Here is a 12742-nt window from a genome sequence, read left to right as displayed (position 1 = left end):
GTGTTCGCCGGAGCAGTTATGCCCAAGCGCATTCTGATCGTTGATGATGATCCGCAAATTCGCCGATTGGTGACATTGGCTCTTACCGATGAAACATCGTATGAGGTAAGTGATGTTTCGTCGGCAGAAGCTGCCTTGTTGCACATCTCGCGTCAACCGGTCGATCTGTTGGTAACCGATCTGCTGATGCCCGGTATGAGTGGGATCGAGCTTATTCAGCGCGTGCGCCAACTCGATCCGAACACGGCGATTGTCGTGTTCACCATTAGCCCAGAAGGCTTATCGCCGCAACTCCAAGCCGAATTGCAAATTGACTACGTGCTCTCCAAACCGGCTACTGCCGAACAGTTACGGCTCGCGGCGACGACATTGCTCGATCCGATCAAGCCGGTCACCGGCCGGACCGAACCGCCATCAGCAGAGGCGGTGACCGGCAGCCGATTTAGTCAACGGTTGGCCGCGTTGCGCTCACGTCAGTCTGTCCAGCCGCCGGTTACATCGGCGGTGGCGATGCGTCTCACGCCGAACCAGAGCGGGCGTGGTGGGCGGAGCTATTCGGAAGCCCAACTGGAACGGATGCGGCAGTCGCTGAAGGATCTAGCGCTTGCCCCAGAGGTGCAGTGTGCTATTCTGGCCGACATGAGCGGCCTCGTGCTCAGCCACTGGAGCCGACGGCGCGATATCAATGTGACGGTGGTAGCGGCTTTGGCTGCCGGTAATACCTTAGCATTGGCCGAAATTGGTCGCCATCTTGGTCAACAACAACCCGGCCATCTCGTTATTCACGAAGGCCAAGACCAGAATATTATTATGGCTTCGATCGATGATTTGATCCTGCTGTTGGCGATTGGGGCAAACGCTTCACTGGGATGGGCCAGGATCGCGACGCTACGCGCCTGTGAAGAGATGGCGCGGATTGCGCGGAGCGAATAGCCGGTTTGACACTGTACCGAGCCTTTGCTATACTACGCAAGGCGAAGGGCGGTGTAACCGCTCTGTTTTCATGTTGTCTCGACGCTATACGTGCGTCGCCTCAAGGAGAAGAAGACCGTGTATGCGATTATTCGTGACCGAGGCATGCAATACCGTGTTGAGCCGGGCCAAGTGTTGACCATTGACCTGCTCAAAGCCGAACCCGGTAGCCACATTGAGCTGGGTGAAGTGCTGTTAGTCGGCAATGGGGAACAGGTCAAGATCGGCTCGCCGCTGGTTGAAGGCGCTGTCGTGCGGGCAGAGGTGCTTGGTGAACAGAAGGGTGAGAAGATCGTTGTCTTCCGCTACCGCAATAAGACGCGCTACCGCCGCCGCACTGGCCATCGCCAGCGCTATACGCAGATTCGTATTAGCGAGATCGTCGCCTAGAGGAGCTTGAACCATGGCACACAAAAAAGGAGTAGGTAGCTCGCGCAACGGGCGTGATAGCAATCCGAAAATGCGCGGAGTCAAGCGCTTCGGCGGCGAGCTTGTGCGCGCCGGTAATATCATCGTCCGCCAGTGTGGCACCAAAATTAAGCCAGGTGCGAATGTCGGTGTTGGTCGCGATTGGACGCTGTACGCCCTCGTTGATGGCGTTGTGCAGTTCAGTCACTATTCGCGCACCCAAAAGAAGGTGAGCGTGATCCCAGTTGCCGCCGACACAACGGCTAATTAATTTAGAGAGGATGCGTCGTGAAACCTGGTATTCATCCTAAGTACTATACCGATGGTATTGTCTGTGCGACGTGCGGTACGGTGTGGAAGATCGGTTCAACCCGTCCTAATCTACGGGTCGAAATTTGTGCCAATTGCCACCCGTTCTACACCGGTGAGCAGCGTATCGTTGATACCGCCGGGCAAGTTGATCGCTTCATGCGCCGTCTGAATGTCGCCCAAGAGCGACAGAGTGAGTTGGAGGCGCGGCGCTCTAGCCGCACGCAGCCGGCAAAGAAGAGCTTGCTTAAGGAGATCTACGGCGAAGAGACTGAGTAAGGGAATAGTGCTCGTAGTCGTTGTTCCGAGGTCGGCTAGCGCTGGCCTCGGTTCGTGTTTGTGGGTCGCTGTCGCGACCCAGTTTGTTGCCGCTACCGCTCCTGTTGGTACCGTGCTAAGAGACGGCGGGCGTAGTCGATCACAGTGTCTTGCAACTCGCGTGGAGCCAACACTTTCACATCAGGTCCCCAGCTTAACACCCAGCTCAGAATTTCACGGATGCCGGCAACGGTGAGATGCAGGTCACAGCTACCATCGGCATTGTCAATCAGGCGCTGACTATGGTGCCAGCGTGTCTCACGGATACGCGGGGCGACAGCCGGGCTGAAGCGTAAGTGGATGGTAACTGCGGTCTCGTGCATGACTTCCCACGACTGTGCCAATCGCTCATACGGGTCGAATGCTGCCGGGATGTCAAACCGTTCGTCAAGGAGTTGGGCGTGCTCGATCCGTTCAAGTTTGAAGGTGCGCAGATCGTTGCGTAGCCGGTCATACGCGATCACGTAAACTCCCGGTGTTGTCCGTGCTACTTCGAGAAAGTAGGGGGCAATGTCGCGTTCGGTGAGTGGTCGGTTGGGGGAACGGTAGCGGATACGCACCATCTGCCGGTCGGCCCATGCGCGGGTAAGCAGTTCGAGGGTGTGAACGTAGTGTGGATTGGGTGGTCGTTCCCGAACAATGCTTGCCAGCCGCGCCATATGACCGGCAATGGTTTGATCGGGAAGACCGGCAGCGAGTTGATCAAGCGCTGTGACAATATGCGGGTTGTGCTCGTCGCTATGGTGACTGAGCAGTCGTGCCGCGAAAAAGAGTGCGACTGCTTCGTGCAGGTTGAGCCGAACGGTGGCGAGATAGGTGTTGCGGTCAATACCGTACTTACCGTTGTGCTCCCAGATCGGTACTCCCGCTTCGCTGAGCGCCTCAAGGTCGCGGTAGATAGTGCGGCGATTGACACCGCATTGTTTGGCTAGCTCTACAACGCTCCAGCCTTGCGGTGGCGCGTTGTAGAGCTTGTGTTCAAGGTTCCGCAACCGTGCGGCTTTGCTGCGTAAACGGTAGCTAACGACCATGACCTAGATCACAAATGACGCAACGATCATCACAACTGTTAAGAGACCACCCCAGACGGCAATCCAAAACAGATCTTGTCGGACATCAGCATATTCGCGACGGTAATCTGGTGGTTCAAGTGAACGAGCTACCGGACGGCGAGCTGGGTTAGGCCGTTGGGTTGGTCGGCGACGAGTAGCACGTGATGAAGTGGACATATTGAAATGCTCCTTGCGTTAGTTGGTCATATCTGCTGTATTATAGCGCAGCTTGCACATCCCTTATTCTGACGGTACTATATCTAGCGTGGCAGTTGTTCGTGCATTGGTGCAGTATGCGGGTAGGAATCTTTGGCGGTGGACAATTAGCCCAGATGCTTGTGCAAGCCGCAATAAGTCTGGGGATTGAGATTGTCATCTGCGAGCGGGTGCCGGATAGCCCGGCGGCACGGTATACACAGTATACGGTGGTCGGGCCAGGGGAAGACGAAGCGGTACTGGCTGCCTTTGCTCGTCAGTGTGATGTCGTCACGCTCGAGAATGAGTTTATCGATGCCCGGTTACTTAGGCGGGTTGAGGAGTTAGGTACACCGGTGTGGCCGTCGCCGGCAACTGTCGCTGTAGTACAAGATAAGTTGTCACAGAAGGAGCGCCTAGTAGCGGCAGGGCTTGCGGTGCCCCCGTTTCGGGCCGTAGACGGACCCGATGATGTCCTTGCAGCTGCGCAGGCGTTTGGCTGGCCTTTGGTGCTCAAGACGCGCCGTAACGGTTACGATGGCTATGGCAATGCCACGTTGCGCGGGCCGGCCGATGTCGTTCCGGCGTGGGAACGATTGACTCGCAGCGGCAGCCCATTGCTGGTTGAGGCGTGGGTACCGTTTACCCGTGAATTGGCGGTTATGGTGGCCCGTCGCCGTGATGGTACAACGACAGTCTACCCGGTGGTTGAGACGGTGCAGCAAAACCACATTTGCCACGTTGTCTATGCCCCGGCAGCCATCGCGCCGGATACCGCAATTACTGCGACTGAGTTGGCAGTCGCTGCCATACAGGCAGTTGACGGTGTGGGCATTTTTGGTGTCGAATTATTTGCCCTCGCCGACGGCCATGTGCTGATTAATGAGTTGGCCCCGCGGCCCCACAATTCCGGCCACTATACGATTGAAGCCTGCGTCACCTCGCAATTTGAACAGCATTTGCGCGCTGTGCTCGGCTGGCCGCTGGGTGCGACAACCATGCGCGCGCCGGCAGCAGTGATGGTCAACCTACTTGGGCAGCGGAATGGTCCGATCAATACCGATGCTATCGTTGCAGCACTGGATGTGCCCGGTGCGCATATGCACTTTTACGGCAAGCGCGACGAACGAGTTGGTCGCAAAATGGGCCATATTACCGCCCTAGGCGCGACATTACGTGACGCAGAGGCGATTGCCCGCCGTGCTGCCGGATTGGTGGCGATGCCGGTATAAGTATGTGAGATGAGGAATGTCTATGTCCGAGCATCCTCTCGTCGGTATTATTATGGGTAGTGATAGCGATCTGCCGACCATGCAAGGTGCGATTGATGTCTGTCGCGAATTTGCCATCCCTTACGAAGCGCGCGTTGTCTCGGCTCATCGCACGCCGTTGGATATGGCCGAGTACGGTATGACCGCTCATCAACGCGGTATTCGTGTAATCATCGCCGGGGCCGGCGGTGCAGCGCATTTACCCGGTATGATCGCTGCCCATTCACCATTGCCGGTGATCGGTGTACCGGTACCGAGTAAAGCACTGAACGGTCTCGACTCGCTGCTCTCGATTGTACAGATGCCGGCCGGTGTGCCGGTCGCAACCGTCGCAATCGGGAATGGACGTAACGCCGGTTTGTTGGCCGTCCAAATTCTCGCCAGCGCCGATCCGACACTGTTGGCCCGTGTGCAAGTCTACAAAGAGCGCTTGGCGGCCGAGTCGCGGGCAAAGAATCGGATCTTCACCGATGAGTCTACTCAGGCAGGAGCGTGAGATTTTAGGATTCGACTATCTCGAATCACCTGTTTTCCCCAAGCGATCATATTCGTATGTTAGGATACAGGTTAGACTGTTGCTTGCCCATTTGTATCTAGAAAGCTAACCTGTAAGTTTTCGTGAAAGGATTCGACCAACCTATGCGAAATCTTCTCGTGACCGGTGGAGCCGGCTTTATTGGTAGCAACTTCGTGCATTATATGCTCGGCAAATACGACGATTATCGCATCGTCGTGTACGATAAGCTGACGTATGCCGGTAATCTTGCTAATCTGGCACCGGTTGCTAACGATCCGCGGTTTATCTTTGTGTGTGGCGATATCTGTGATATCGATGCAGTGCGGGAAACAGTGCGCACGTATGATATCGATACCATCATCAATTTTGCCGCCGAGACACACGTCGATCGCTCAATTATGGCGCCCGATGCCGTAGTGCGCACCAATGTAAACGGTACGTGGGCATTACTGGAAGTGGCACGTGAACTGAAACTCGAACGTTTTCACCAGATTAGTACCGACGAAGTGTACGGCGCTATTCCGGCCCCGCGCCGTTCGCGTGAGGGTGATCCGCTCGAACCACGCAGTCCCTATTCGGCCAGCAAGGCCGGAGCCGAACATCTCGTCTACGCTTACTACATCACCTACGGTGTACCAATCACGATTACTCGCGGCTCGAATAACATCGGCCCTTATCATTATCCCGAAAAGGCGGTCCCCCTCTTTACCACCAACGCCATCGATAATCTACCCTTGCCGATCTACGGTGATGGTCTCCAGGTGCGCGATTATCAGTATGTGCTCGATCATTGTGAAGCCATCGATGTCGTACTGCACAAAGGCCAGATCGGTGAGGTCTACAACGTTGGGACTGAGGTCGAGACGCCAAATATCGAGATGGCGCGCAAGATTCTCGATATTCTCGGCAAGCCGCATACTCTCATTCAGCACGTTGCCGACCGTGCCGGTCATGATCGCCGCTATGCCCTCGATTGCTCGAAACTGCGCGCGCTTGGGTGGCGTTCACGCCATACCTTCGATGAAGCGCTGGAAAAGACGGTACGCTGGTTTGTTGAAAATGAAGCGTGGTGGCGCCCGATCAAGTCAGGTGAGTATATGGAATACTACCGTCGCCAGTATTTTGAACGCAGTGGGTATCCGGTGGTGTAGAATAGGTGTTGGTTAGTGGGCCGTCGGCGATGGGGGTGTATCAATTGTTCGGTAGGGGTTGGGTTTACTGCCCATCCCTACCACTTGGAGGACCAACTGAAAAGGTGTGCAATGGCACACGTTACGAGTTGGATATGCTCTCGCCTCTCTCCTATTTGGCTTTATGTACTGTCTGTGGTTCATTGTGCCGGGCGAATCTCAACGAGATACCCGTCGTTCGTGCGGCGAAATCGGACATAGCGCGGGGCCGGTGGCAGTTGACGGGCGCGTAACTCTTGCTCAACACGAGCGATAATTGTCGGCCAGAGACCGGCCTCGCCTTGGTAATAACTGCGGAGCAAGGCACATAGCTCCGGATCGGCTTGCCATATCAGCGTGTCCACGGATCGCCGCCTTTCCGTGCGACATGTTGTCGGTACGATTCGACAATCAACGTACAAATCTGTTGTGGGTCATCACAGACTTGTAGGCGGTTAACATCGGCTTGATCGATGGTGCCATTTGCCAACAACGTAGTACGTGCCCAATCGATCATTCCTTTCCAGAATTCAGAACCGTACAACACAATGGGAAAATCGTGAATCTTACCGGTTTGAATAAGAGTTAATGCCTCAAATAGCTCATCTAACGTACCGAAGCCGCCTGGAAAAATCACAAATGCGTGCGCGTATTTGACAAACATAATCTTGCGCACAAAGAAATAGCGAAAACGGACTTCAAGATCGACAAACGGATTTGCACCGGTTTCAAACGGTAATTCAATGGTACAGCCTACCGATCGGCCACCACCGGCGCGCGCACCTTTATTGGCCGCCTCCATCAGGCCGGGGCCACCACCGGTAATAATCGTGAAGCCGGCCTCTGCTAATAGTCGTGCAGTTTCGGTAGCTGCGGCGTAGATCGGTGAGTCAGGTGGAATCCGAGCCGAGCCGAAGATCGAGACGGCTGGCCCCAGGCCGGCCATATTCTCGAACCCTTCAACAAACTCGCCCATAATCCGTAGCACGCGCCACGTGTCAGTATGAATAAAATCGTGTGGTTGGCGGTACGGATCGGTACGCAGCAGACGTTCATCTTCGGTTTGGCGTGATGTGTACGGCATATATGCTATACTCCGCAAGTTAATGTGCGATGTCGTCACTAGCATACTACAAGTTGAGGGAAAAACAATGACTCGTCCAAGTGATGGCGGCCGCATCGAGGTGATTTGCGGCTGTATGTACAGCGGCAAGACCGAAGAGTTGATCCGACGCATGCGACAGGTACGAATTGCACGTCAATCGTACCGGATCTTTACGCCGCGAATGGATACGCGGTATGCCGAAGGACACGTAGCAAGCCATAGCGGTAGTCGGCTTGAGGCGATCACGGTTGCGACGATGCGCGAGATTCTGGCCTATGCCCAAGATGTGCAGGTCGTAGCGATTGACGAGCTGCACCTGTTCGATGACGATCCGGCCGAGATGGTGCGTGGTTGTCAGGTATTGGCCGACCGTGGCGCGCGGGTGATTGTAGCCGGTCTTGACCTCAACTATCGCGCCGAACCGTTTCCGGCAATGATGCACCTCTTGGCTCTTGCCGAACAGGTCGATAAACTGTACGCCATCTGCGTCAAGTGTGGTGCATACGCCACCCGCTCACAGCGACTGATCGACGGCAAGCCGGCGCCGGCTAACGCACCGACTATCGTTGTCGGCGGTCTCGATATGTACGAAGCGCGTTGCCGGGCTTGCTACGAACCGGCGCTGTAATGGTACGATAACAACACGGGCAGGTCGGCGACCTGCCCGTACTCGTGCGCGTAACGGCAGCTTACTTAGATCAAGCCATCCCTAACTTGCGCTTCAGCTCGGCCAGTTCGGCATCCACTTCAGTCTCTTTCTCAAGATTACGGAAACGGGCCTCCAGTGAATCGCCTTCGAGTTTTGCCATTGCCTCAGCACGGGCCAAGCGGTCGTCAACCTTCTCTTCAAGCTGATCGAGCTTATCGAGGGCACTGACCCGACCAATCGAAGCGGCTGTGCGCTGCAATGCTTCTTGGGTCTGGGCGCGGTTCTTCTTGGCAATGATCAGCTCTTTGCGGGCCTTGACCTCGGCAATACGGGTTTCGAGATCGATCAATGCTTGTTGCAAAGCTTCCACTTGCTCTTCCTGGGCCTTTTCTTGCGCGCGATACTGCTCGGCCAACTTTTGGGCTTGCACTTTACGGGCAAGAGCTGCTTTGGCTAAGTTCTCGTCGCCGGCTCGCAGCGCGCGTTCGGCCTTGATCTGCCACTGCTCGGCTTCGGCTTCGGCGGCTATCCGACGCTGCTCGAGCCGAGTTTCATCGGCCATCGCCTGGGCAACTCCAGTACGCGCTTCGTAGAGCTCGTTGGTCAGTTGGCGTAGATATTCGTTTGCCATCTTCTCCGGATCCTCTGCCTTATCAAGCATGGCATTGATATTGGCACCTATCAAATCTTTGATGCGGCCGAGAATGGACATGGACACTCCTCCTTTAGATGCCTAGGCCGGTACTGATGGTCGCGGAATGGTGGCGATGAAATGATAGCTGTATTGTAACACGCCACTTCTTCCTTCACAACCATTGATCTGTACGAAACATCGGCGGAAGAAGTTTCAGGAGGTAGTGCCGATTCTTTCGGGTACGTGAGGGTTATAATGGCCGACAGGCCGGGATACCGATTGCACGAACGTTGCAGCGCCGTTTTGACCCTGCTTTACAAGGTTACAATGGTCGACGGGCCGGGATGCCGATTGCGCGTGGGAAGCGTGATGGTGTGGGGGCAATTTTGGTGATGATAACGAGACTACGCGGCTCCTCGCCGGGGATATGCACCGGCTCATATGCACTCACTTCACCGCCAAGTGCGTGCAAGGCGTGCTGTGCTGCTGCAATTTCGTCGGCCGGGTCGTGGCCTTTGGGTGCCAGCAAGCGACCACCCATCCGTAACAATGGAAGCGCATATTCGACCAATACGCGCAACTCGGCTACTGCGCGGGCAGTGACTACCTCGTACTGCTCACGTTCGGCCGGATTACGTCCGACTATTTCGATCCGCTCATTTAGCACCCGCACGTCGGTTAGCTCAAGGCATTCAATCACGTGGCGCAGGAATGCGGCCTTCTTGCCGGTAGCTTCAACCAAGGTGACCGGCAGGGTCGGATAGGCGATTTTAAGGGGTAAGGCCGGAAATCCGGCGCCACTGCCAATATCGATCAGATTTGCCGGTGCTGTTCGCCAATCGCGGGCTAAATAGAGTGAGTCGAGCAAGTGCCGTCGGATCATCGCCGAACGGTCACGTATTGCCGTTAGGTTGAAACGGTCATTCCAGATGATCAGCTCATCGAGATAGCGCTGAAACTGAGCATATTGGTGTTCGGAGAGCGGAATACCCCACGCAGTGGTCGTTTCAATTAGCAACCGTTCGCTGTTGCCGGTCATGTATGGCTGTCCTCGGTTTGATACAAATGATGGTGTTGAATGTACGTATAGACGGCGTCGGGCAACTGGTAGCGGACCGGTCGTCCGGTTGCCAGTCGTTGGCGTAAATCGGTACTCGAAATGGCGAGTTGTGGCCCATCGATCATGGTGATACGGTTATGCAACGGAGGAACGGCGGCCAATAATGCCGGTAGGTCTAGGGTATAGCCGGGTCGCTTCACCACCACGAGCTGAGCGAGCCGGGCAATCTGGTGAGGTTCACGCCAGGCAGGCAGTTCCGCCGCAGCATCGGCGCCGATAATCAGATAGAGTTCGGTATCTGTGCCGTACTGTTCTCGGCAAATGCGCAATGTATCAACCGTATACGACGGCGGTGGACGGTCGAGTTCGATAGTCGAAGGCGACAGTGCCGGATTATCGGCGCAGGCCAACTGCACCATCGCTAACCGATGATGAGCAGCAGCGAGATGACCGGCTTTGAGCGGTTGGGCTGCGGCAGGAACGATCAAAACCCGATCGAGGTTGCAATACCAACGTGCCTCCTCGACGATTGCCAAATGCCCAAAGTGAATCGGATCGAATGTCCCTCCATAGATGCCCAGCCGACGAATGGTAGTCATACGTGAGGCGGCTCATGCCTCTTGCAGCTCATACGCTTCTTGGAACAGATGCCAAACGAGCCAAACCACATCGTTCTGGTCGTCGGGGTGAAGGTCATCGATATATGGCCAGATCAGCTCTGCGACATCGCTCCGCGGCAAGAGGAACACTCGTTCACCTAGCGCATAATGCAACTGGATGGCTAATTCATCGGCTAACTCTTGGAGATCGGATTCGGGTAGCCGATCATCGGTGGTAAAACGATAGCCGCGCATCAGTCCACCTACCTATCGTTGACGGAGAGCACGTGTGCGTCGATCATCCTCGTAGTATTCTTCTCCTTCGGATTGAGCGAGATGGCGACTAGTAGTTTCGTGTTGACCATTGGCCGATGAGCGGCGGGGAATGAGCGAGTTCTCAGTTAATGTTTCAGCAACAAAATCAAGATATTGGCGAATATCTTCATTATCTTCGAGACTATTAAATGGAATAGTAGCCCCACTCACCGTTTTCACACTTTCACCGATGTCGCGGAGGGTTGCATCGATCCCCTTCACCAAGCCGCGCATCACGGCTGCCAATTCTTCTCGCTCTTGCACCGTCAGATTTGCAAAACCGATCAACGCTTTCTCTTGAGCGCGCAACAAGGTCGCCCGAAGGATGGCAATATCCGCCTGGGTTTGTAATTCGTAGCGACGAACAAGATGGGCTTGGCGAATTTGCTCAACGAGTTCTTCGGAAGTTACCGGTGTCCACAAGAGTGCCGGAATAATGATAAAACCGATGATACCAATAAGGACTTGTTGGATCACCAGCCCAGTACTTTGTACGACCGGTTGAGATGCCCACCATGTCCATTGGATTTCAAAGGAATAGTAGACGAGGTAGAGGGCAGCGATCATGACCGCAACGTATCCCCATGTGCGGGCATTGATCCGTTGTAAGAGCATACCACCCGGTGACCACGGGATGAGGAATGACATTAAACTTGGTGGCGCTAAGACGAGAATGGCGGTATACGCTGCAGCAATAATCCAATTACCGGTCAGTTGACTCTGGACTCCCCACCAGTAAACCGCCGAGCCGATCATGGCGATGAAAGCAAGAATGGCGAGGAGTGACTTTGAAGTAAATTGCCATCCACTCCGGCGGCGTTGTCCACGCACCATTTCGAGATATCGACTACTCACGGCGGTTCCTTTCCTAAGCGAGCGTGTAGCCAACAATGAAGATACAAAAAGCGAGAACAATTATACAACCAACCTGTAACTGTACTGCAACGACATAACGACAGCCTTACGATTGCGGTTGGATATCCGGTGTAATATAGACAAATGTTTCAATCCAATCGGAGTATCCGGCGGCGTGTATCCGTTCGACCAGGGCAGGTGAGAGGGCGGAAAGACCATACGATTGATTAATCTGGTATGGTACCTCCAATGCTAATCTATTTTCTTTTCGGAATATAAAGCGTGCCTGCGCCATAAACTCACCATTGATAATACCAATAAGAACTTTTTGCTCATTAACCGGATCGTACCAGTATAGTTCACTGCGTTTTGTGGTATACGAACGAAGCTCGGAAAAGATTTGACGGTCAAGTTGTTGGCGACGCCATCGTTCTTCATTTGAAAGCGATGGTAGTGTAGGTAACGTGATGGTTGGTATCGGTACAAGCGTTGGTGTTGGTGGTTCAGGTACGGGAGTAGCAACAATAATTGCAGCACTCGTTGGGCTGCTTGTCGAAGGTATAGAAATGCTTTGTGCTGACGGAAAGTCTGTCGGCACAATAGTGGCGCGCAGAGTTTGCGCAAGTGGTGGGAGTGTAGCCGGCAATGGCCCGTTCACATCTACAGTTGTAGGTAGTGTTGACAGACAACCGCTGAGTGCGACGACCACACCTGCCAGAAGGATCCAGCGATATTGGTGGCGCATCGCTGCTGACCAATCTATACTATACTATCTAAAAATTAGGATACCATATTTAGTGACTCATATTTCATTTTACTGCTCTGCATCAGAAGAGTCAAGATGTGAATTTCCTTCCCCAAATCCAGGGAGGGGAAGGAAATATGCTATCAACCGGACGGTCTGGCGGTGGTTGGCGCTATTCGACCGCATCGGTATTGATTGGTGAGGACGGCGCATTCATTGAGCGTCGGTGCAGATACGCTAATACGTCGTTGACGCTTACGACGTCGCCGTATTTTCCGTCAATATCAAAGAGGTTGGCGAGGTGTGGTTCAGGCGCTCGATCACCGACACATTCATGTGGGACAATGACCCGAAAGCCGTGTTGCATCCCATCGACTGCGCTGGCGCGGATACAGCCGCTGGTTGAGCAACCCACCATGATCACTGTGTCGATCCGTAGGGCGGTCAGCGTAGCGGCAAGGTGGGTACCGAAGAAGGCACTGGCATATTTCTTTTCGATCACCAGTTCACCGGCTTGCGGGCGTAGCTCATCAACAATCGCAACCAGCGGCGAGTCGTGGGTGAGTTGG

Annotated in this window: 19 protein-coding genes; 8 read left to right on the top strand and 11 right to left on the bottom strand. The window is 54.6% G+C overall.

The features are described from left to right. Positions 1–18: 18 nt before the first annotated feature. From AC01ZF_RS14030 to rpmE, 4 genes are all read left to right on the top strand, one after another. Positions 19–933 (top strand): roadblock/LC7 domain-containing protein, encoded by a 915-nt coding sequence (locus tag AC01ZF_RS14030; RefSeq protein WP_424675202.1) that lies wholly within the window; start codon positions 19–21, stop codon positions 931–933. 117 nt (positions 934–1050) lie between these two features. Continuing rightward, positions 1051–1362 (top strand): 50S ribosomal protein L21, encoded by a 312-nt coding sequence (gene rplU, locus AC01ZF_RS14025; protein WP_424675201.1) that lies wholly within the window; start codon positions 1051–1053, stop codon positions 1360–1362. A gap of 13 nt (positions 1363–1375) precedes the next feature. Continuing rightward, positions 1376–1651: a 50S ribosomal protein L27 gene (gene rpmA / locus AC01ZF_RS14020; protein WP_424675200.1), complete on the top strand. Its 276-nt coding sequence runs from the start codon at positions 1376–1378 to the stop codon at positions 1649–1651. Between the two features lie 17 nt (positions 1652–1668). Beyond that, on the top strand, positions 1669–1968 hold the full coding sequence (gene rpmE, locus AC01ZF_RS14015) for a 50S ribosomal protein L31 (protein ID WP_424675199.1): 300 nt from the start codon (positions 1669–1671) through the stop codon (positions 1966–1968). A gap of 92 nt (positions 1969–2060) precedes the next feature. Here rpmE and AC01ZF_RS14010 read toward each other — a convergent pair whose 3' ends face one another. Then, positions 2061–3038: a helix-turn-helix transcriptional regulator gene (locus AC01ZF_RS14010; protein ID WP_424675198.1), complete on the bottom strand. Its 978-nt coding sequence runs from the start codon at positions 3036–3038 to the stop codon at positions 2061–2063. A 3-nt stretch (positions 3039–3041) separates the two neighbouring features. Then, complete coding sequence (locus tag AC01ZF_RS14005) at positions 3042–3236, bottom strand: hypothetical protein (RefSeq protein WP_424675197.1); 195 nt, start codon at positions 3234–3236, stop codon at positions 3042–3044. Between the two features lie 116 nt (positions 3237–3352). Between AC01ZF_RS14005 and AC01ZF_RS14000 the strand changes: the two genes are divergently transcribed. From AC01ZF_RS14000 to rfbB, 3 genes are all read left to right on the top strand, one after another. After that, a complete protein-coding gene (locus AC01ZF_RS14000; protein ID WP_424675196.1) occupies positions 3353–4486 on the top strand; it encodes a 5-(carboxyamino)imidazole ribonucleotide synthase in 1134 nt (377 codons plus the stop codon). Positions 4487–4508: 22 nt separating this feature from the next. Next, a complete protein-coding gene (purE, locus tag AC01ZF_RS13995; protein ID WP_424675195.1) occupies positions 4509–5021 on the top strand; it encodes a 5-(carboxyamino)imidazole ribonucleotide mutase in 513 nt (170 codons plus the stop codon). Positions 5022–5164: 143 nt separating this feature from the next. Next, the gene (gene rfbB, locus AC01ZF_RS13990; RefSeq protein WP_424675194.1) at positions 5165–6193 is read left to right on the top strand and encodes a dTDP-glucose 4,6-dehydratase; all 1029 of its coding nucleotides are present in this window, start codon (positions 5165–5167) and stop codon (positions 6191–6193) included. Between the two features lie 179 nt (positions 6194–6372). Here rfbB and AC01ZF_RS13985 read toward each other — a convergent pair whose 3' ends face one another. Both AC01ZF_RS13985 and AC01ZF_RS13980 read right to left on the bottom strand, forming a co-directional pair. After that, the gene (locus AC01ZF_RS13985; RefSeq protein ID WP_424675193.1) at positions 6373–6576 is read right to left on the bottom strand and encodes a hypothetical protein; all 204 of its coding nucleotides are present in this window, start codon (positions 6574–6576) and stop codon (positions 6373–6375) included. Next, positions 6564–7295 carry an LOG family protein gene (locus AC01ZF_RS13980; protein ID WP_015941791.1) on the bottom strand — a complete coding sequence of 244 codons (732 nt, stop codon included), beginning with the start codon at positions 7293–7295 and terminating at the stop codon, positions 6564–6566. The genes AC01ZF_RS13985 and AC01ZF_RS13980 overlap by 13 nt, the downstream gene beginning before the upstream one ends. A gap of 67 nt (positions 7296–7362) precedes the next feature. Here AC01ZF_RS13980 and AC01ZF_RS13975 point away from each other — a divergent pair, with 67 nt between their 5' ends. Continuing rightward, positions 7363–7944 carry a thymidine kinase gene (locus tag AC01ZF_RS13975; protein ID WP_424675192.1) on the top strand — a complete coding sequence of 194 codons (582 nt, stop codon included), beginning with the start codon at positions 7363–7365 and terminating at the stop codon, positions 7942–7944. A 70-nt stretch (positions 7945–8014) separates the two neighbouring features. On the opposite strand, the gene AC01ZF_RS13970 is transcribed toward AC01ZF_RS13975, so the two are convergent. From AC01ZF_RS13970 to AC01ZF_RS13940, 7 genes are all read right to left on the bottom strand, one after another. After that, a complete protein-coding gene (locus AC01ZF_RS13970) occupies positions 8015–8677 on the bottom strand; it encodes a PspA/IM30 family protein (RefSeq protein ID WP_424675191.1) in 663 nt (220 codons plus the stop codon). Positions 8678–8921: 244 nt separating this feature from the next. Continuing rightward, positions 8922–9638, bottom strand: coding sequence for a 16S rRNA (guanine(527)-N(7))-methyltransferase RsmG (gene rsmG / locus AC01ZF_RS13965; protein ID WP_424675190.1), 717 nt, complete (start codon positions 9636–9638; stop codon positions 8922–8924). Next, positions 9635–10258: a nicotinate-nucleotide adenylyltransferase gene (nadD, locus tag AC01ZF_RS13960; protein ID WP_424675189.1), complete on the bottom strand. Its 624-nt coding sequence runs from the start codon at positions 10256–10258 to the stop codon at positions 9635–9637. Before nadD ends, rsmG begins: the two co-directional genes overlap by 4 nt. A gap of 12 nt (positions 10259–10270) precedes the next feature. Then, entirely contained in the window at positions 10271–10513 is a 243-nt protein-coding gene (locus tag AC01ZF_RS13955) for a hypothetical protein (protein WP_424675188.1), read from the bottom strand. Between the two features lie 12 nt (positions 10514–10525). Continuing rightward, positions 10526–11428 (bottom strand): hypothetical protein, encoded by a 903-nt coding sequence (locus AC01ZF_RS13950; protein WP_424675187.1) that lies wholly within the window; start codon positions 11426–11428, stop codon positions 10526–10528. A gap of 106 nt (positions 11429–11534) precedes the next feature. Further along, the gene (locus AC01ZF_RS13945; RefSeq protein ID WP_424675186.1) at positions 11535–12173 is read right to left on the bottom strand and encodes a hypothetical protein; all 639 of its coding nucleotides are present in this window, start codon (positions 12171–12173) and stop codon (positions 11535–11537) included. Positions 12174–12345: 172 nt separating this feature from the next. Further along, a partial coding sequence (locus tag AC01ZF_RS13940; RefSeq protein ID WP_476575442.1) for an isochorismatase family protein occupies positions 12346–12742 on the bottom strand: 397 nt, incomplete at its 5' end.

This window comes from Chloroflexus sp. (assembly GCF_056331925.1).
Note: the sequence above shows the minus strand (reverse complement) of the source record. Positions and strands in the feature narration are given on the sequence as shown.